Source organism: Achromobacter sp. JD417, assembly GCF_041879325.1.
Taxonomy (GTDB): domain Bacteria; phylum Pseudomonadota; class Gammaproteobacteria; order Burkholderiales; family Burkholderiaceae_B; genus Achromobacter; species Achromobacter mucicolens.
In genome coordinates this window covers 5,349,507-5,369,662 of the sequence record NZ_CP087159.1, presented here as the reverse complement: position 1 = coordinate 5,369,662, position 20,156 = coordinate 5,349,507, and the positions used below count along the sequence as shown (strand labels likewise).

Sequence of the window (20,156 nt, the reverse complement as noted above, 5' to 3'; positions counted from 1 at the left end):
ATGCGGTGGGCTGCCCGCGCCTTTTTGGCAGGACTGTGCATGCTGGCGGGCGAGGCGTTGGCCAAGCGCCCCGAAGTCATTGTGGACCCGGGGGGCGTGCCCCCGGCCGCGCTGCAGGCGATCACGCAGGCGGTCGATGCGATTGCGCGGCTGGCCGAAGACCAGGACGGCGGTGAAATCAACCGCCTGCGCCGGCGCGCGCGCGATGCGACGCTGGCGGCGCTGGCCACCCAGGGCTATTTTTCGCCCAAGGTCACGCTCGAGGCCGGCACCGATATCGGCGGCGAAACCTGGGACATCGCCATCGTGCCTGGCAAGCGCACGACCGTCGAATCCGTGAACCTGGCGTTCACGGGCCGCATCACGCGCCCCGAATATGCGCAGCGCGTGCAGCGGCTGCGCGACGACTGGAGCTTGCGCAAAGGGCAGCCCTTCATCAATAGCGACTGGAACCGCGCCAAGGCCACGCTGCTGGACGAGATCTCCACGCGCGATTTCCTGCTGGCGCGCATGACATCTTCGCGCGCCGACATCGATGCCGACAACGCGGTCGCGCATCTGCACGTCACCATCGACAGCGGCCCGCAGGTGCGCATGGGCGAACTCAACACGCAGGGCTTGAAGCGAGTGCCCGAAACGCTGATCGATCGCTACGTCCGCTACAACGTGGGGGCCGCGTTCGATCAGAACCGGCTCGATCAGTGGCAGCAGGACCTGCAATCGACCGCCTTCTTCCGAGGCGCGTTCGTTTCGCTGCAGGAGCCGCCCAGCCAGACCGATCAGCCCACGGACCCGATCTCTGACCGCGCCCGCGGGCCGGGGGCCGAAGACGCCGCCGCGGCCGCGCCGGCGGGCGATCCCACGGTGTCGGGCGGCCTGCCCCCGCCGCCCGCGCAGTTCGATTCGGACGGCGAAATCACGCTGCCCGTGCAGGTGCGCGTGGTCGAGGCGCCGCCCAAGCGCTTTTCCGCGTCGATAGGCGTGGACGACGAGGCCGGCGTGCGGGTGGAGTCCCTGTATCGTCAGAACGTCGTGTTCGGCCAGCCCGTCACGATGGAAACCGGTTTTGGCGTGGACCGGCTGCGCCAGCGCGCCTTCATGGATATCCTGCTGCCGCCGTCCGAGCGCGGCTACCGCGATTCCTTCGGGATCCTGGCGGACCGCTCCGACATCCAGGGGCTGGAGGTGACCCGCTACGCGCTGGGCGCCACGCGAACGCAGGAGCGCAAGGGCGCGGGCGACAGCCGGGTCGAATACGAAACGCGCTACGGCGTGCTGCTGGCGCAGGACCACGTCAAGATCGACGGCGGCGACAGCTACACGCTGCCCACCGTGACCACCACGGCCGAGTGGCTGCGGCGCGACGTGGACAACAAATACGATCCGCGCGAAGGCAACCTGATTGCCGTGGGCGGCGGCGTGGGTATTACGCTGGATACGGGCGAGCCCTACACGCGCCTGCGGCTGCGCGGCCAGAAGTGGTGGCCGATCGGCAAGCTGGACGTGCTGACGATCCGCGGCGAGGTTGGCCGCGTGTGGTCCAACGGCGACGTGCAGGTCCCGGACGACTTTGGCTTTCGGACGGGTGGGGCGCGCACCATCCGCGGCTACCGTTACCAGAGCATTGGCGTGCACCGCGACAACGCCGTGGTGGGCGCGCCCACGCTGCTGGTGGGCAGCATTGAATACGACCACTATTTTGACGAGCGCTGGGGCATGGGCGTGTTCGTGGATGCGGGCGATGCCGCCGAATCGTTCGGCGACATGAAGATGTCCGTGGGCTACGGCGTCGGCGCGCGCGTGCGCACGCCGGCCGGCCCGTTGTTCCTGGACGTGGCCTACGGCCAGCGCGAACGCGACCTGCGCCTGCATTTCTCGTTGGGGATCGCGTTTTGAAGTTCGTGCGTAAATTCCTGCGCCATGTGCTGGTGTGGTGGCTGCCCGGGCTTGCCATGCTGGCCGCATTGGCGGCCGGTTTCATCTTCTGGCTCGTGGCCTCGCAGAACGGCACGCGCCTCTTGCTGACGACGGCCGCGCAGCAGCTGGACGGCCAGGCGCTGGACGTGAATGGCTCGCTCCTGCGCGGGGTGACCGTGGGCCAGCTGACGCTGACGGCCGGCGGCACGCACGTCGATATCCACGATCTGGACCTGGCCGTGCATTGGCGCGCCCTGGGCGACCGGCTGCTGCACGTGCGCAATCTGTCGGCCAGTTCGGTGCGCGTGGACATGGTGTCCTCGTCCGAGGCGCCGCCTGCCGAAGACAACGGCGAACCCTTCACCCTGCCCAAGCTGCCGGTGACCATCGCCGTGGACCGGCTGGCGTTGGGCGATTTCCAGTTCACCCAGGACGGCCAGCCGCTGCTCGTCACCTTGAACGACCTGAACGCCACGTTCGCCGCGGGCCAGCAGGGCGCGCAGTTGCGTATCGCCAGCTTGCGGGTCGGACACGAAGTGGGCGAGGCCGATGTGACCGGCCAGGCGCAATTGCAGGACCTGGCCGACCCGTGGCCGTTCGCGGCGCGCCTGGACGTGACGGCGCGCGGCGCGGGCCCCGATTCCCCCTTGTGCCAGGCCGACCGGCTGAGCGGCGTGTTCGGGCCGGTGGCCGGGCAGGCGCAGCCCGGCGCCAAGGCCGGCGAACCGGTGAAAAAGGCTGAAGCGCCCAAGGCCCAGAACGGCGCGAAGCGCGCAGGCGCGCGTGCGGCGGATGCGGGGGGCAAGGGCGCGAAGGGCGCAACTGCCGCCAAGCCGGCAGCGGCGGCCAAGGCCCCTGCCGACGCCGCGGAAGGCGACACGAGCAACAAGGACAAAACCGAGCCCGCGGCGCCGGCGATGGGCCCGCCCGCGCCCACGTGCCTTGTCGTGCTGCGTGCCGACGCCGCCGGATCGCTCGACGGCATTCAGGCGAAGGTGGACGGCACGGGTTCGAATTTGGTGCTGGATGTGGTGGCCGATCTGGCGCCGCGCACGGCGCTGGTGCTGCGCAGCGCCCGGGCGCGCGCGCAACTGCCGGACAAGTCCACGCTGGCCGCGCAGTTCGACCTGCAGGCGGGCGACGCGCCGGGGCGCAACCGGATCGTCGGCTCGCTGGACGCGCAGCGGCTCGATCTTGCGCCCTGGACGGGCCCTGCCATACCGCCGGCGCTGCTTACCGTACGCGCCGATGTACAGGCCGATATCGAGAACCTGAGCGAGCTGCGCCATGCCGCCGTCAGCCTGCGGTTTGAAGAAGGCAGCCGCTGGAACCGGCAAGCGCTGAGCGGGAATCTGAAGGCGCAGGTGGACGTCGCTGCGGCAGCCGGTGCTGCGGCAGCCGGTGCTTCCGCAGCCGGCGCTGCGGCAGCCGCTCCTGCGGCGGCCGATAACGCGGCAGCCCCTGCTGCGGCCAATGCCGCGGCGACAGACGCCCCGCCGGCGCCTGCCCGCGTCGCCGCGCCGGATCCGTCGGTAGACCCGCTGGCCGGCCTGCGGATCCACGACCTGGACGTGGATTTGCGGCTGGGCCGCAACCGCGTGCGCGCGACGGGCGAATTGGGCGCGGCAAACGGCGCGATCACGCTGGACGCCCAGGCCCCGCAGCTGGACGCCTTCTGGCCGGATGTGCCGGGCGGCGCGGAGGTGCGCGCCCGCATCGACGGCACGGTGGCCGCGCACCGCGGCGAGATCACCGCCAGCTACACGCCGCCCCGGCCCCGGCCGGGCATCATCGGGCAATCGCGCGCGCAGGCCAACCTGACCTTCAACGGCGGCTGGGGCAGGGGACCTGCCGGCCAGCCGGATGCGGCGCTGGTGGGCTGGCGCGGCACGTTCTCGCGGCTGGGCGCGGATACCGCCGGGTTCGCCGTCTCCGTGGACCGGCCGGTCACGTTGTCCTTCCTGCCTGCGGCGGTGGCGCCGCAGTGGCAATGGCAGGTGGGCCAGACCGCGCTGAGCCTCGTCCTGCCGGGCAAGGAGCGCCTCACCGTGGCGCATCAGGGTTCGCGCGGCGGCGGCAAACGCTGGGAAACCGCCGGGCAGTCCGACAATCTGGTCATCACCGCGACCGTGGCGCGCCAGGTGATCGGCGCATTCGACCCGGAAGCCGCGGCCAAGCTGGGCCGCAATGCCGGCCGCGTGAACGCGGTGGTGCCCGACGGCCAGCGCCGCATTGCGCTGGATCTGCTGTGGGATCTGAAATTCGACGGGCGCCTGGCGGGGCGCGCCCGGATCGCGCGCCGTACGGGCGATCTGCTGATCCCGGGCGACCCGCCCATCCCCTTGGGGGTGAAGACGCTGGTCGTCGACGTGACCGCCACGCCCACGTCGGCCAACGCCAGCCGGCTGGATGCCCGCCTGGATCTGTCGACGGACAAGATGGGCTCGATCAACGGCACTGGCACGGCGGTATTGCTGGTGGACGCACAAGGCGGCATGGCGCTGGATACGCGCCAGCCGCTGCGGGCGCGGCTGAACGCGGATATCGCGGACCTCGCCTGGGTAGGCCTTTTCGTGGGCGACGCCATGGAAGTCGGCGGCACGCTCAAGGCCAACATCGACGTGCAGGGCACGCTGGCGGGCCAATGGGGCGCGACGGGCGCCATCCGGGGCGACAAGCTGCGGCTGGTCCGCATCGACGACGGCGTGCGGCTGATCGACGGCACCCTGTCCGCGCGTCTGGACGGCCAGCGGCTGATCCTGGACAGCCTGCGCTTTCCGGCGTCGCTGCGCGTCATGCCGGCCGAATGGCGCACCAAGGAATGGATCACCACGAACCCGGGCGCGAAGGGCGGGTACGCGGAGGCCAAGGGCGACTGGAACATCATGGACGGCGGCGGCGCAATCCGGCTGACGCTGTTCCGCTTCCCGGCATTGCAGCGCTCGGACCGCTACGCCATGGTGTCCGGCACGGTCGACGTGCGGGCGGCCATGCCGCGCCTGGAAATCGTGGGCGACCTGAGCGCCGATGCCGGCTGGTTCAGCCTGGAAATCCTGCAGGGCGTGCCGACGCTGGACGACGACGTGCGCGTGATCCGCGCGGGCGACGAACCCGGCAAGGTGTCCACGCCCCTGCAGACCAGCATGGACCTGAAGTTCGACATGGGGCCGCGCTTCTACATCACCGGCATGGGGCTGGACGCCGGTCTGCTCGGCTCCATCCAGATCCGCCTGAATGATGGCCGGCTGACGGGCTGGGGCCAGTTGCGCACGCGCGGCGGCGGCATCGAGGCCTATGGCCAGCGGCTGCGCCTGAGCCGCGGCACGCTGACCTTCCAGGGCCGGCTGGACAATCCCATCCTGGACATCGAGGCCCTGCGCACGGGCGAACTGGTCGAGGCCGGCGTGCGGGTGGTGGGCACGGCCCAGCGTCCGCGCATCGACCTGGTGTCCTATCCCGAAGTCAGCGACGTCGAAAAGCTGTCGTGGCTGCTGCTGGGCCGGGGGCCGGACGAAAGCGGCGGCGACGCGGCCCTGCTCGTGTCGATCGGCACGGCGCTCCTGGGCGGCGGGCAGCCGTTCTACAAGCAGTTCGGCCTGGACGACGTGGCCGTGCGCACCGGCAACATGGGCAGCTCGGGCAGCATCCTGCCCGACCGCACGGTGGCCGGCAACGTGAACCGCGATATCGGCAGCGACCTGTCCACGCAATTTCTGGTGGCCAGCAAGAACTTCGCCAATGGCATCACGCTGAGCGTCGAACAGGCGCTCTCTGGCAGCGACACCGTGGGCCGGGCAAGTTACCGGCTGGCGCGTGGTCTGTCCCTGGATTTGAAGGGCGGCTCGGTCAACGGGATTTCGCTGGTCTATCGCACGCTGTTCGGCAATTGAGCAGACGCCCAACCTTGAGGCGGGACAACCCTGTCCCGCCTCAAATCAAGGCGGCCGGCGCGGTCGGGATAAAATGACGCCCATTCAAATCCCTAGCACCACACCCACCATGAGCATCAAGAGCGACCGCTGGATCCGCCGCCAGGCCGAAGCCGGCATGATCGAACCCTTCGAACCGGGGCAGGTCCGTACGGCCAATGGCGGGCGCATCGTCAGCTACGGCACCAGCAGCTACGGCTACGACGTGCGCTGCGCCGACGAATTCAAGATCTTCACCAACATCAATTCCACGATCGTCGATCCCAAGAATTTCGACGAAGGCTCGTTCGTGGATTTCAAGGGCGACGTCTGCATCATTCCGCCCAACTCGTTCGCGCTGGCGCGCACGGTGGAATACTTCCGCATTCCGCGCAGCGTCCTGACGGTCTGCCTGGGCAAGAGCACCTACGCGCGCTGCGGCATCATCGTCAACGTGACGCCGCTGGAACCCGAATGGGAAGGCCACGTCACGCTCGAGTTCTCCAACACCACGCCGCTGCCTGCCAAGATCTACGCCGGCGAAGGCTGCGCGCAGATGCTGTTCCTGGAAAGCGACGAGGTCTGCGAGACCTCGTACCGCGATCGTGGCGGCAAGTATCAGGGCCAGCGCGGCGTCACGCTGCCGCGCACCTGATCCCTCAGCCTGCGGCCGGCGGCCGCAGGTATTCGATGTCCCATTCTCCTTCGCCGGTCTGCACGAAGCCGTGCCGGCGATAGAAGCGGTTTGAATCGCTGCCCCGCAACGCGCTCAGGGTCACTGCCTGGCGCTCGCGGTCGGCGTCCCGCAAGATCCGGCGCAGCACCTGGCCGCCCACGCCTCGTCCTTGCGCACAGGGATGCACGTACAGATGATCCAGCCGCAACCCTTCGCCGTCCGGGCGCAGGCAATAAAACCCGATGCGATCGCCGTCTGCCTCGATGTGCCAGGTGCACTCGGGGCGGAAGGTGCCGCGCAGCCGCTCACGCGCCCGGTCCGGATCGAAGCGGCCCAGCCGCTCCAGGCTGTCGCGCATGGCGTCGATCCGCAAGGCCAGCAGCGCCTCGAAATCCGCCTGCGTTGCGGGCGTAAAGCGCAGCGGGGCGGCGCCAGCCTGTGCTTCGCTGGCCAGTTCGTCGTAGCCGCGCCCCAGGAATTGCAGGATGCAGATGCCGTGGCCGTAAGGGTCCGCCAGATGCGCGATGCGGCCCCAGGCGTGCGTGGCGGGCGGATCCTCCAGGCGCGCGCCGGCGGCCACCGCGCGGGCGACCGCGCTGTCCACGTCGTCCACCACCACGTCCAGATGCACGGGCGTCCAGTGCCGCGCATAGTCGCGCGGCTGGCGCACTGCGCCGGCCGCCGGTGTGCCTGCGGCTTTCTCGAGCAGGTAGATGGGGGCGTCGGCGCCCAGCAGTTCGGCGCCCGTCGCGCCCAGCCGGCGGTTCAGCGTCAAACCGAAGGCGGCCTGATAAAAGCCGATGGCGTGTTCGAGATCAGGAACATCGATATTGACCAGGATTCTCATGGAGGCCTTGTGATGGTGGAGCGCCGCGTCGTTACGCGGCTTGCGCTAAAGAACCTCCCGCCGCGTCCGTAAAAAGATTACATGTGTTTGCCGATTTGGCGACGTCATTTCTGCAAGCGTTAGCAAGGCCCAATCCGTGCGTTACCCCCACATCCCCTGGCTGCCCCTGTTGTTCTATCCCGCGTTGCCGGTGGCCGCCGCGATCGGACTGCTGTTCTGGCGGGAATGGCCGCCGGCGTTGAGCCTGATCGTGCCGTTCGTGCCGTGGGTGATGGCGCTGATCGGCTCGGCAATCTGCCTGATGTATCAGCGCTCTCAAACGATGGCGCTGATGCTGTGCGTGCTGGCCGTCACGGCGGCATGGCCCACGCTGGTTCGGGACGCGCCGTGGGCGATGGGGCCTGTGCTGGCCTGGTGGTCGCTCGTCTACACCATCAACGCCATGTGGTCCGAACGGTCCAGCATGCTGATCGACGTGGCGCTGCGCGTCGGCCTGATGGCCGCGGGCGCGGCGATCATCGCGCTGGCCGGCAAGGACGGCGTCGACGAGCTGTTCAGCACCATTGCGCTGCAGGGCACGCTGGCGCGCATGGGCGTGCCGGCCGAGGCGCTGATTGCGCTGCTGGCCACCGGCCTGACATTGACGCTGTTGCTGTTGCGCTATGGACGTCCGCAGCAGGCGGGGCAGTGGCTGGGCTTTGTCTGCATGGCGTGGGCGCTGCCCCGCGGGGCGGCCCAGCCGCTCGAACTGGCCCTCATGTCCGCCGCGGCGCTGACGTCCCTGTGCATCTCGCTGGCGCATGAAGGCTTTCACATGGCGTTTCGCGACGAGCTCACCGGTCTGCCGGGCCGCCGCGCGCTGAACGAACGGCTGCAACGCATGGGCCGCGTCTACACGCTGGCGATGGCCGACGTCGACCATTTCAAGGCGTTCAACGACACGCACGGCCACGACGTGGGCGACCAGGTGCTGCGCATGGTGGCCTCGCAGCTGCGGCGCGTGCCGGGCGGCGGCCAAGCCTATCGTTACGGCGGCGAGGAATTCACGCTGGTGTTTCCCGGCAAGACCGCGGCCGAAGCCATGCCGCATCTGGAAACGGTCCGGCGCGCGATCGAGGCCTACCAGATGCGCCTGCGCGACAAGCCGGCCCGGCCCAAGGCGGACCAGATCGGCCTGCGCCGGCGCGGCGGCCGGGGAGGGCGGGGCGCCAGGCCCTTGCGGGTGACGGTCAGCATCGGCGTGGCCGAGCGCAGCGATGCCCTGCGCGCGCCCGATGCCGTCATCAAGGCGGCCGATCAGGCGCTCTACAAGGCCAAGGACGGCGGGCGCAATCAGGTATGCGCGTTCGGCGCGCGGCGCCGGGCTGGCGCGGGCTGACCCGCCGGGTCATCCGTCCGACAACGGCATCGCCATCAGCGTTTCATCGTAGAGCTGTCCGTTCACGCAAAGCGCTTCGGGTTCGTGGCCATACACCGTGAACCCCAGGCTGGCGTAGAGTGCGGACGCCGCGGTGTTGTTGGCGGTCACGCTCAGCTGCACCTGCCGGATGCCGCGCATGGTTGCCGCGTGGTCGATCGCCGCGCGCATGAGCAGGCGGCCCAGCCCCTGTCCGCGATGAGCGGGCGCCACATACATGCTCCAGATGTGCGCCTTGTGGCGCAGCTTCAGCTTGCGCTGGCGGCTGACGCCCACGATGCCGGCCAGCGTGTCCGCGAGGAACACGCCATACATGGCGCCGTCGTCGGCCGGCGAAATCCACGCACGGATGTCCGCCAATGTCAGCGTGTGTTCCTCTTCGTAACTCGATCCGAAGGACTCGGGCGTTTCGACCAACGCGTTCAGACGCAATTGCCGCAGGGCGGCGGCATCGGGGGCGGTCAGTCGGCGGACGGCAGGGGCGTTCATGGCGGAATCAAAGTGTTGGGAATAGGGAACGTTTGGGCAGTATAGGAGGACAGGCTTGCCTATAATGGCCCCATCGCCGCTTGCGGTTTTGAACAAGGAGCCACTGATGTTCGGTTTCCTCAAGACAAACCAGGATGCGACGCGCCATGAGGTGCAGGAAGAGTTCGTGGCACGTGTCGCGGGTGCCGCGCAGGACTTTGTAGAGGCCGCCGGAGCCACCGGCGCCTTGCTGGACTACTCCCCGTCCAGCGTCCATGCGCTGGACGACGCGCTGGAGGCCGCCCATCTGGGCACGCTGCCTCTGACCCCCATGCAAACCGTCGGCGCCGCCGCCTATCTCTACGAAGTCGGCCGCCGTGCGCACGGCGGACTGTACGAGGTCTGCGACGACGAAGATCCGGTGGTTCTCGTCTGCGGAGAACCGGGCTCGGAAGTCTGCTTTGGCGCCATTGCCAAGGTCGAACGGCGCATCCGCTACGGGGCCGCCGAGGCCATCCCCGCCTACTTTGAAATGTTCATGACAGCCCTGCAAACGGGCGAAGCCCGGACCATCAGATAGGCCGATCCGGCGCTTCTGGGGATTTCCCTTAGGGCTGTAAGAAAAACAGCCCTACAATTCCGCAATTCCCGCCGCCGGCGGGTGCTCGCGCCGTCTGACTTCGGACGGTTTTTTACTCGCAGTACATTCGCGCCGCGATACGCGTCCGATTCGCCATGCCCCCAGGAGCGCCTGCATGAAATTCCGCTTCCCCATTTTCATCATCGACGAGGACTACCGTTCCGAGAACGCGTCCGGTTTGGGTATCCGTGCCTTGTCCGCAGCAATCGAGGCCGAGGGCGTCGAGGTGATCGGGGTGACCAGTTACGGCGACCTGAGCTCGTTCGCGCAGCAGCAAAGCCGCGCCAGCGCCTTCATCCTGTCGATCGACGATGAAGAGTTCGACGTGGACTCGCCCGAGGACGTGGCCAGCGCGATCAAGAACCTGCGCGCCTTCATCGGCGAACTGCGCTTTCGCAACGCGGACATTCCCATCTACCTGTACGGCGAAACCCGCACGTCGGAACACATTCCGAACGACATCCTGCGCGAGCTGCACGGCTTCATCCACATGTTCGAGGACACGCCCGAGTTCGTGGCGCGCCACATCATCCGCGAGGCCCGCAGCTACGTCGACAGCCTGCCGCCGCCGTTCTTCCGCGAGCTGGTGAAGTACGCGCAAGATGGTTCGTATTCGTGGCACTGCCCGGGTCACTCGGGCGGGGTGGCGTTCCTGAAGAGCCCGGTGGGCCAGATGTTCCACCAGTTCTTTGGCGAGAACATGCTGCGCGCCGACGTCTGCAACGCCGTGGACGAACTGGGCCAGCTGCTGGACCACACCGGCCCGGTGGCCGAGTCCGAGCTGAACGCCGCGCGCATCTTCCACGCGGACCACTGTTTCTTCGTGACCAACGGCACGTCGACCTCGAACAAGGTTGTGTGGCACGCCAACGTTGCGGCCGGCGACGTGGTGGTGGTGGACCGCAACTGCCACAAGTCGATCCTGCACGCCATCACGATGACGGGCGCGATTCCTGTGTTCCTGCGCCCCACGCGCAACCACCTGGGCATCATCGGGCCGATCCCGCTCGAAGAATTCCACCCGGACAACATCCGCAAGAAGATCGAAGCCAACCCCTTCGCGCGCGAAGCGGTCAACAAGAATCCGCGCATCCTGACGCTGACGCAGAGCACGTACGACGGCGTCATCTACAACGTCGAAATGATCAAGCAGCAGCTCGGCAGCTACGTCGACACGCTGCACTTTGACGAAGCCTGGCTGCCGCACGCGTCGTTCCACGAGTTCTACCAGGACATGCACGCCATCGGCCAGGATCGCCCGCGCAGCCAGGACGCCATGGTTTTCGCCACGCACTCCACGCACAAGCTGCTGGCCGGCATTTCGCAGGCCTCGCAAATCATCGTGCAGGAGTCCGAGACCCGCAAGCTGGACCGCAACGTCTTCAACGAGGCGTACCTGATGCACACGTCCACCTCGCCCCAGTACGCGATCATCGCGTCCTGCGACGTGGCGGCCGCCATGATGGAGCCGCCGGGCGGCACCGCGCTGGTCGAGGAAAGCATCCGCGAAGCCCTGGACTTCCGCCGCGCCATGCGCAAGGTGGAATCCGAGTTCGGCAAGAACGACTGGTGGTTCAAGGTCTGGGGCCCGAACCGCCTGGTGTCCGAAGGCATCGGCAACCGCGACGAATGGATCCTGGAAGCCAACGACCACTGGCACGGCTTCGGCGAAATGGCCGAAGGCTTCAACATGCTGGACCCGATCAAGGCCACGGTCATCACGCCGGGACTGGACATGTCGGGCAGCTTCGGTGAAACCGGCATTCCCGCGGCGCTGGTCTCCAAGTACCTGACCGAGCATGGCGTGGTGGTTGAAAAGACCGGCCTGTATTCGTTCTTCATCCTGTTCACCATCGGCATCACCAAGGGCCGCTGGAACACGCTGTTGACCGCGTTGCAGCAGTTCAAGGACGACTACGACCGCAACCAGCCGCTGTGGCGCATCCTGCCGGAGTTCTGCCGCGACCATCGCCGCTACGAGCGCATGGGCCTGCGCGACCTGTGCCAGCAGATCCACGAAGCCTACCGCGAGCGCGACGTGGCCCGCCTGACGACCGAGATGTACCTGAGCGACATGGTGCCCGCGCTCAAGCCGTCTGACGCGTTTGCCCGCATGGCGCACCGCGAGGTCGAGCGCGTCGACATCGACAAGCTCGAAGGCCGCGTGACGGGCGTGCTGCTGACGCCGTATCCCCCGGGCATTCCGCTGCTGATCCCGGGCGAACGCTTTAACCGCACCATCGTGCAGTACCTGCAGTTCGCGCGCGAGTTCAACGAACGCTTCCCCGGTTTCGAAACCTACATCCACGGCCTGGCCGACGAAGTGGGTCCGGACGGCGAAAAGCGTTACTACGTTGACTGCCTGATCGAAGAGTAAGCACGGGCGGGCCGGAAATCTTGATGTTCGATGTTGCAGTGCTTGGCGCGGGCGCCGCGGGCATGATGTGCGCGGCGGTCGCTGGTCAACGCGGCCTGCGCGTGGTGCTGGTCGACCACGCGCAGCGCCTGGCCGAGAAGATCCGGATCTCCGGCGGCGGGCGCTGCAACTTCACGAACATCGGCGCCGGCCCCGCCAATTTCCTGTCGGAAAACCCGCATTTTTGCCGTTCGGCGCTGTCGGCCTACACGCCGCAGGACTTCCTGGCGCTCATCAAGCGCCACCGCATCGCCTGGCACGAAAAACATCGCGGCCAGTTGTTCTGCGACGACTCCAGCGAAAACATCATCGACATGCTGCGCGCCGAGTGCGGCGCGGGCAATGTGCAGTGGCGCATGGGCTGCTCGGTGGCCGAGATCGCGCAGGGCGAGGCCGGCTTCGAACTGCGCACCAGCCAGGGTGTCATCCGGGCCGCCAAGCTGGTCGTCGCGACCGGCGGCATGGCGATTCCCCAGTTGGGCGCAACGGACTTCGGGCTGAAGATCGCCCGCCAGTTCGGCCTGAAGGTCGTTGAGCCGCGCCCGGCGCTCGTTCCGCTGACCTTCGACCCCGTGCAATGGCAGCCGCTGTCGGAACTGTCCGGCGTGGCGCTGGAAGTGAACCTGCAAACCGGGCAGGGCAAGGCGCGCGGCGAGTTCCTGGAAGACCTGTTGTTCACGCACCGGGGGCTGTCCGGTCCGGCGATCCTGCAGATCTCCAGCTACTGGAAGCCGGGCGAACCCATCGTGATCGACCTGGCGCCGGGACGCGACCTGGCGCAGGAACTGCTGGCTTCGAAGTCCGGCAACCGCCAGCAGTTGCACACGGTGCTGGGGGGATTGTGGCCCAAGCGGCTGGCCGATCGCTGGCTGCACCTGGCCGAGCAGGGCGGCAAGCCCGGCCTGGCGGCCCTGCGCCTGGCCGACGCGCCCGACAAGACGCTGCGCGCATTGGCGCAGGATATTCACCAGTGGACGCTCGTGCCCAGCGGCACGGCGGGCTACAAGAAGGCCGAAGTCATGCGCGGCGGCGTGGACACGCGCGGCCTCGATCAAAAGTCGATGCAGGCCAAGTCGGTTCCGGGGCTGTACTTCATCGGCGAAGCCGTGGACGTTACCGGCTGGCTGGGCGGCTACAACTTCCAATGGGCGTGGGCGTCGGGCGTCGCCTGCGGACAGGCGCTTTGATTTCGCGGCGCGGTTAGCGCCAATCTGCGACGCGCATTCCGCTTTTGCGGACGCCGCTGCGGCACGCATCGCCAATCCGGCATTGTGATATCAAATGAAAATACATATCATTTATGTTTTGATCTTTATCAAGCTCGTCCCGCCCGGGACGGATCAGCCGGAGACTCGCATGGCCTACACCCTTCCCCCCTTGCCGTACGCCTATGACGCGCTGGAACCCCATATCGACGCGATGACGATGGAGATCCACTACACCAAGCATCACCAGACGTACGTCAACGGCCTGAACGCCGCGCTGGAAGGCGCCGGCATCAACACGGACGAGCCGGTCGAGGCGCTGGTCGCCCGCATCAAGGAATTGCCCGACGCCGTGCGCGGCGCGGTGCGCAACCACGGCGGCGGCCACGCCAACCACAGCCTTTTCTGGTCCGTCATGTCGCCGCAGGGCGGCGGCGAGCCGGACGGCGCGCTGGCCGCGGCCATCGACGCCGACCTGGGCGGACTGCCCGCCTTCAAGGAAGCCTTCACCAAGGCGGCCCTGACGCGCTTTGGCAGCGGTTGGGCCTGGCTGAGCGTGACGCCCGCCGGCAAGCTGGTGGTCGAGAGCAGCGCCAACCAGGACAGCCCGCTGATGGACGGCAACACGCCCATCCTGGGGCTGGATGTCTGGGAACACGCTTATTATCTGAAGTACCAGAACCGCCGGCCGGAATACATCGGCGCTTTCTACAACGTGGTGAACTGGCCCGAGGTCTCGCGCCGCTACGCCGCAGCACGGGGCTGAGCGCATCTTCACGAAGGAGCGCAGCCGCCTATGAATACCTTCAGCCGTCATCGCGTGCGGCCGGCAGCCACCAGCATCAGCGTCTGGACGCTGGCTGTGATGGTGTCCTGCCTGGCCCTGTACCAGCTCTGGGTTTACCTGGACGTGCGGGCGCCGCACGTGGCGGACGCGCTGCTTGGCGGGCTTGTCGCGGCCGGCGCCACCGCGCTCGGCACCTTGCCCATTCTCTTTGCCCGCACCATTCCGCAAAAGGCGCAGGACAGCATGTTCGGCTTTGGCGCCGGCGTCATGCTGGCCGCCAGCGCGTTTTCGCTGGTGGCGCCGGGCATCGCCGCGGGCGAGGACCTGGGTTACGGCCCGTGGGGCGCGGGCCTGACCGTGGGCGCCGCGATCCTGCTGGGCGCAGGCGTGCTGCTGCTCATGGACCGGACGCTGCCGCACGAGCATTTCATCAAGGGCAGGGAAGGGATGGAGGCGCACCGTCTGCGCCGCACCTGGCTGTTCGTGTTCGCGATCATGCTGCACAACCTGCCCGAGGGGCTGGCGATCGGCGTGGGCTATGCCGCGGGCGACCCGGTGCGCGGCACGGCGCTGGCCACCGGCATCGCCATCCAGGACATCCCCGAAGGACTGGTGGTGGCGGTCGCCTTGCTGGCCGCCGGCTACAAGCGGACCTTCGCGGTGGCGCTGGGCATGCTGTCCGGGCTGATCGAGCCCGTGGGCGCGGTGCTGGGCGCCGCGGTCGTCGGGTGGTCGGCGCCGCTGCTGCCGTGGGGGCTGGGCTTTGCCGCGGGGGCCATGCTGTTCGTCATCAGCCACGAGATCATCCCGGAATCGCACCGCAAGGGGCACGAGGTCTACGCCACCTGCGGGTTGATGCTGGGTTTCGTCCTGATGATGCTGCTGGACACGGCGCTGGGCTAGCGCCGCTCCCCGCGCGACAGGCCTAGGCTTACCCCGGGCTTTCGTTGTATGCTTTCGGCGCTGTCACGCATGCTGCGGGAGAGAGTGGCCGAAGGCATCAAGCCCGGCCGCCGCCGAAGGCGCAATTCGCCCAGAATCGCTCAGGTAACCGATACCGCGCAGGCTTGCCCCGTCCCGCATTTGTTGCCTCAAGGCCATGCGGATGCGGCAAAACAGTACTCTGGAGAGACCTGGCGCCGCCCCTGAAACAGGGACATGGCGAGCAGCCCAGGCGCCGAAGGTGCAAACCCGCCACGCGGGGCAACTCTCAGGCAAAAGGACAGAGGGGCGGAAGATTCAGCCGTTGCGCGGGCGCCATCCGCCCGCAATCAGCGGCATTCCGTAACCCTGGCATCACGCCGTCCCGGAGTTCCCCGCATGTCCGCACCCCTCAAACGCACCCCGCTGGCCGAAGAACACATCGCCGCCGGCGCCCGCATGGTCGATTTCGGCGGCTGGGACATGCCGCTTGCCTACGGCTCGCAGCTCGAAGAGCATCACGCGGTGCGCCAGGACGCCGGCATGTTCGACGTCTCGCACATGCTCAACGTCGACGTGCAGGGTCCGGACGCGTTCGCCTTCCTGCAGCGCCTGGTCGCCAACGACGTGTCCAAGCTGACCGTGCCGGGCAAGGCGCTCTACAGCTGCATGCTGAACCCGCAGGGCGGCGTCATCGACGACCTCATCATCTATTTCTTCGCCGCTGACGAATGGCGTGTGGTGGTCAACGCCGGCACGGCCGACAAGGACGTGGCCTGGATGCAGCGCGTCAAGCAGGCCGGCGCGTTCGACGTCGCCATCACGCCGCGCCGCGATCTGGCCATGGTGGCCGTGCAGGGCCCCAACGCCCGCGCCAAGGTCTGGGCGGCCCGCCCGTCCTGGCAAGCCGCCACCGAACCGCTGACTCCCTTCGTCGCCGCCCGCCTGGGCGACGACACGCTGGTCGCCCGCACGGGCTACACCGGCGAGGACGGCTTTGAAATCGTCCTGCCCGCCGCCGACGTGGTCCAGCTCTGGCGTGACCTGACCGCCCAGGGCGTGCGTCCGGCAGGCCTGGGCGCGCGCGACACGCTGCGCCTGGAAGCCGGCATGAACCTGTACGGCCAGGACATGGACGAACTGACCCAGCCCGGCCAGGCCGGCTTGACCTGGACCGTGTCCCTCAAGAACGCCGAGCGCCGCTTCATCGGCCGCGATGCGCTCGAGCAATTCGCCACGCCCGCCACGTTCATCGGCTTGAAGCTCAAGGACCGCGGCGTCATGCGCGCGCACATGGCCGTGCGCACCCCGCAAGGCATGGGCGAACTCACCAGCGGCACCATGTCGCCCACGCTGGGCGTGTCGATCGGCTTTGCCCGCCTGCCGCAAGGCGTGGCCCCGGGCGATACCGTCGAGGTCGATATCCGCGGCAAGTGGGTGCCCGCCGTGGCGTGCAAGCTGCCCTTCGTGCGTAACGGCAAAGCCGTCGAACACTCGTAAACTCGAAGCTTCGCGCGTGCGCCGCCCCGGTCTGGGCGACGGCCGCCCGCGCGAGGCGCGCAACACCATTCATCTACCCGCATTCCCTCAGGAGTTCCCATGAGTCTGCCCACCGATCGCAAGTACACCGAGTCCCATGAATGGGTCAAAGCCGAGGGCGACGTGTTCGTCGTCGGCATCACCGACACCGCCCAGGATCAGCTGGGCGATCTGGTCTTCGTCGGCGACGTGAACGTCGGCGCGAAGCTGAACGCGGGCGAAACCGCCGGCGTGGTCGAGTCGGTCAAGGCCGCCTCGGACATCTACGCGCCCGTGTCCGGCGAAATCGTTGCCTTCAACGAAGAGCTGGAAAGCAACCCCAACCTGATCAACGAATCGGCCTTCACCGCCTGGATCTTCAAGATCAAGCCGGACAACGCGGCCGACGCCGACAAGCTGCTGGACGCTGCCGGCTACGAAGCCGTCGCCAACGGCTGATGCCGCACGCGAGGGAGGCGGGCCGCCTTGGCGCCGCCGCCCTCGCCAGATGCAATACCGTCCGTCCCCAGGACGACACCCGTTACCCCGAGATCTCCCCATGTCGCGCGCCCTAGACACCCATACCGACTTCATTCCCCGCCACATCGGCCCCTCCGACGCCGACCAGGCCGCCATGCTTGCCGTGATCGGCAGCGACAGCCTGGACGCCCTGATCGAAGAAGTCGTGCCTCCCAAGATCCGCAGCCAGGCGCCGCTGGCGCTGCCCGCCTCGCGCAGCGAAGCCGACGTGCTGGCCGAACTGAAGCAGGTGGCGGGCCGCAACAAGGTCTACCGCAGCTACATCGGGCAGGGGTACTACGGCACGCAGACGCCCAACGTGGTGTTGCGCAACATTCTTGAAAATCCTGCCTGGTACACGGCCTACACGCCGTACCAGCCCGAGATCTCGCAGGGCCGCCTGGAGGCGCTGCTGAACTACCAGACCATGGTCGCCGACCTGACCGGCCTGGACATCTCCAACGCCTCGCTGCTGGACGAAAGCACGGCCGCCGCCGAAGCGATGACGCTCGCGCGCCGCAGCGCCAAGTCCAAGAGCCCGGTGTTCTTCATCTCGCGCCACGTGCATCCGCAGACCATCGAAGTCGTGCGCACGCGCGCCGAAGGCCTGGACATCGAGATCCGCATCGGCGACGAAGCCGAAGGCCTGCCCGAGTGCTTTGGCGTGCTGCTGCAATACCCGCACAGCACGGGCGCCGTGTCCGACTACCGCAAGCTGGCCGAAGCCGCCCACGCGCAAGGCGCCGTGGTGGCGTGCGCGACGGACCTGCTGGCGCTGGCCGTGCTGGCCGCCCCGGGCGAGTGGGGCGCCGACATCGCCGTCGGTTCGGCTCAGCGCTTCGGCGTGCCGTTCGGCTTTGGCGGCCCGCACGCGGGCTTCATGGCCTGCAAGGACGCCTTCAAGCGCAACATGGCCGGCCGCCTGGTCGGCGTGTCCAAGGACGCGCAGGGCAACCCCGCGCTGCGCCTGGCGCTGCAGACGCGCGAACAGCACATCCGCCGCGAGAAGGCCACCTCCAACATCTGCACGGCGCAGGTGCTGCTGGCAGTGATGGCCGGCATGTACGCCGTGTGGCACGGTCCCGCCGGCATCCGCCGCATCGCCCAGCGCGTGCAGCGCGCCACCGCGATCCTGCGCGCCGAACTCATCAAGCTGGACATCAAGGTCGTCAACGACACCTTCTTCGACACGCTGCTGCTGGAAACCGGCGCCGCAACGCCTGCCATCCTGACGGCCGCCGACTGCGCCCACATCAACCTGCGCCGCGTCGACGGCGCGCGCCTGGCGGTTTCGCTGGACGAAACCGTGACCGTGGCCGACCTGCAGGCGCTGGTCAACGTCTTCGCCGCCGGCCTGGAGCGCGATGACGTCGAACTCGACATCGACGCGCTCGACGCCGCAGCCCCCAGCGGCATCCCCGCCTCGGTGGCCCGCGAAAGCGCCATCCTGACGCATCCCATCTTCTCCAGCGTCCAGTCCGAAACCGACATGCTGCGCTACCTGCGCAAGCTGGCCGACAAGGACCTGGCCCTGGACCGCACGATGATCCCGCTGGGTTCGTGCACCATGAAGCTGAACGCCACGGCCGAGATGATCCCCATCACCTGGCCCGAATTCGCGCTGATCCACCCGTTCGCGCCCGCCTCGCAAAGCCAGGGCTACGTCGAACTGATCGACCGCCTGTCGGCCGCGCTGTGCGAAATCACCGGCTACGACAACATCAGCCTGCAGCCCAACTCGGGCGCGCAGGGCGAATACGCGGGCCTGCTCGCCATTCGCGGTTACCACCAGGCCAACGGCCAGCACCAGCGCAACATCTGCCTGATCCCGTCGTCGGCGCACGGCACCAACCCCGCCTCGGCGCAGCTGGCCGGCATGGACGTGGTGGTGGTGGCCTCGGACGCCAATGGCAACGTGGACCTCACGGACCTGCGCGCCAAGATCGCGCAGGTCGGCGACAAGCTGGCCGCGCTGATGATCACGTACCCGTCCACGCACGGCGTGTTCGAAGAAGCCGTGACCGAAATCTGCGATCTGGTGCATCAGGCCGGCGGCCAGGTTTACCTGGACGGCGCCAACATGAACGCAATGGTCGGCGTGGCCAAGCCCGGCAAGTTCGGCTCGGATGTGTCCCACCTGAACCTGCACAAGACGTTCTGCATTCCGCACGGCGGCGGCGGCCCCGGCGTGGGCCCCGTGGCGGTGCGCGCGCACCTGGCGCCGTATCTGCCGGGCGTCGTGAACGAACAGGGCAAGCTGCCCGGCGACGCCAAGGTCGGCCCGGTCTCGGCCGCTCCGTTCGGCTCCGCCGGCATCCTGCCGATCCCGTTCGTGTACATCGCGCTGATGGGCGCGGACGGTCTGCGCCGCGCCACCGAAGTCGCCATCCTGAACGCCAACTACATTGCCACCCGCCTGCGCGACCACTACCCGGTCCTGTACGCGGGCCGCAACGGCCGCGTGGCGCACGAGTGCATCCTGGACGTGCGCCCGCTCAAGGAAACCAGCGGCATCAGCGCCGAAGACATCGCCAAGCGCCTGATGGATTACGGCTTCCATGCGCCCACGATGAGCTTCCCGGTGGCCGGCACGCTGATGGTCGAGCCGACCGAATCCGAAGGCGTGGCCGAACTGGACCGCTTCATCGACGCGATGATCGCCATCCGCGAAGAGATCGCGCAGGTCGAACGCGGCGAACGCGACCGTGACGACAACGTCCTGAAGAACGCGCCGCACACCGCCCAGATGCTGCTGGCCGAGGAATGGCTGCACGACTACCCGCGCCAGCAGGCCGCCTACCCGGTGGCCACGCTGCGCGACGGCAAGTACTGGCCGCCGGTCGCACGTGTCGACAACGCATACGGCGATCGCAATTTGGTCTGCGCGTGCCTGCCGATCGAAGCGTACGCATAGTCC

General features: G+C 67.9%; 14 protein-coding genes and 2 riboswitches. Of the genes, 12 read left to right on the top strand and 2 right to left on the bottom strand.

What is annotated here, in order from left to right; translation table 11 throughout:
* The 3 genes from LN047_RS24710 (at position 1) to dcd (ending at position 6,480) form a co-directional block, all read left to right on the top strand.
* Positions 1-1,896 carry an autotransporter assembly complex family protein gene (locus tag LN047_RS24710; protein WP_056325212.1) on the top strand — a complete coding sequence of 632 codons (1,896 nt, stop codon included), beginning with the start codon at positions 1-3 and terminating at the stop codon, positions 1,894-1,896.
* A gap of 56 nt (positions 1,897-1,952) precedes the next feature.
* Positions 1,953-5,807: a translocation/assembly module TamB domain-containing protein gene (locus LN047_RS24705; RefSeq protein WP_373982183.1), complete on the top strand. Its 3,855-nt coding sequence runs from the start codon at positions 1,953-1,955 to the stop codon at positions 5,805-5,807.
* 109 nt (positions 5,808-5,916) lie between these two features.
* Positions 5,917-6,480, top strand: coding sequence for a dCTP deaminase (dcd, locus tag LN047_RS24700; RefSeq protein WP_008166733.1), 564 nt, complete (start codon positions 5,917-5,919; stop codon positions 6,478-6,480).
* A 4-nt stretch (positions 6,481-6,484) separates the two neighbouring features.
* Here dcd and LN047_RS24695 read toward each other — a convergent pair whose 3' ends face one another.
* Complete coding sequence (locus LN047_RS24695; protein ID WP_373980472.1) at positions 6,485-7,348, bottom strand: GNAT family N-acetyltransferase; 864 nt, start codon at positions 7,346-7,348, stop codon at positions 6,485-6,487.
* A 136-nt stretch (positions 7,349-7,484) separates the two neighbouring features.
* On the opposite strand from LN047_RS24695, the gene LN047_RS24690 reads away from it, so the two are divergent.
* Positions 7,485-8,726, top strand: a complete 1,242-nt coding sequence (locus LN047_RS24690) for a diguanylate cyclase (RefSeq protein WP_373980471.1) — start codon at positions 7,485-7,487, stop codon at positions 8,724-8,726.
* A gap of 9 nt (positions 8,727-8,735) precedes the next feature.
* Here the strand turns inward: LN047_RS24690 and LN047_RS24685 are convergent, their stop codons facing one another.
* Positions 8,736-9,254 carry an N-acetyltransferase family protein gene (locus tag LN047_RS24685; protein WP_373980470.1) on the bottom strand — a complete coding sequence of 173 codons (519 nt, stop codon included), beginning with the start codon at positions 9,252-9,254 and terminating at the stop codon, positions 8,736-8,738.
* 106 nt (positions 9,255-9,360) lie between these two features.
* Here LN047_RS24685 and LN047_RS24680 point away from each other — a divergent pair, with 106 nt between their 5' ends.
* From LN047_RS24680 to gcvP, 8 genes are all read left to right on the top strand, one after another.
* The gene (locus LN047_RS24680) at positions 9,361-9,813 is read left to right on the top strand and encodes a hypothetical protein (protein WP_262759349.1); all 453 of its coding nucleotides are present in this window, start codon (positions 9,361-9,363) and stop codon (positions 9,811-9,813) included.
* A gap of 175 nt (positions 9,814-9,988) precedes the next feature.
* Positions 9,989-12,250 (top strand): arginine/lysine/ornithine decarboxylase, encoded by a 2,262-nt coding sequence (locus LN047_RS24675; RefSeq protein WP_056325225.1) that lies wholly within the window; start codon positions 9,989-9,991, stop codon positions 12,248-12,250.
* Between the two features lie 23 nt (positions 12,251-12,273).
* Positions 12,274-13,476, top strand: coding sequence for an NAD(P)/FAD-dependent oxidoreductase (locus LN047_RS24670; RefSeq protein WP_142053142.1), 1,203 nt, complete (start codon positions 12,274-12,276; stop codon positions 13,474-13,476).
* 169 nt (positions 13,477-13,645) lie between these two features.
* A complete protein-coding gene (locus LN047_RS24665) occupies positions 13,646-14,260 on the top strand; it encodes a superoxide dismutase (protein ID WP_280021719.1) in 615 nt (204 codons plus the stop codon).
* A 30-nt stretch (positions 14,261-14,290) separates the two neighbouring features.
* On the top strand, positions 14,291-15,184 hold the full coding sequence (locus LN047_RS24660) for a ZIP family metal transporter (RefSeq protein WP_062839978.1): 894 nt from the start codon (positions 14,291-14,293) through the stop codon (positions 15,182-15,184).
* A 65-nt stretch (positions 15,185-15,249) separates the two neighbouring features.
* Positions 15,250-15,351: riboswitch (glycine riboswitch) on the top strand.
* Positions 15,352-15,394: 43 nt separating this feature from the next.
* Positions 15,395-15,517, top strand: a riboswitch (glycine riboswitch).
* A gap of 84 nt (positions 15,518-15,601) precedes the next feature.
* On the top strand, positions 15,602-16,702 hold the full coding sequence (gcvT, locus tag LN047_RS24655; RefSeq protein ID WP_373980469.1) for a glycine cleavage system aminomethyltransferase GcvT: 1,101 nt from the start codon (positions 15,602-15,604) through the stop codon (positions 16,700-16,702).
* Between the two features lie 99 nt (positions 16,703-16,801).
* On the top strand, positions 16,802-17,179 hold the full coding sequence (gene gcvH, locus LN047_RS24650) for a glycine cleavage system protein GcvH (protein ID WP_056325238.1): 378 nt from the start codon (positions 16,802-16,804) through the stop codon (positions 17,177-17,179).
* A 100-nt stretch (positions 17,180-17,279) separates the two neighbouring features.
* On the top strand, positions 17,280-20,153 hold the full coding sequence (gene gcvP, locus LN047_RS24645; protein WP_373980468.1) for an aminomethyl-transferring glycine dehydrogenase: 2,874 nt from the start codon (positions 17,280-17,282) through the stop codon (positions 20,151-20,153).
* Positions 20,154-20,156: the final 3 nt, after the last annotated feature.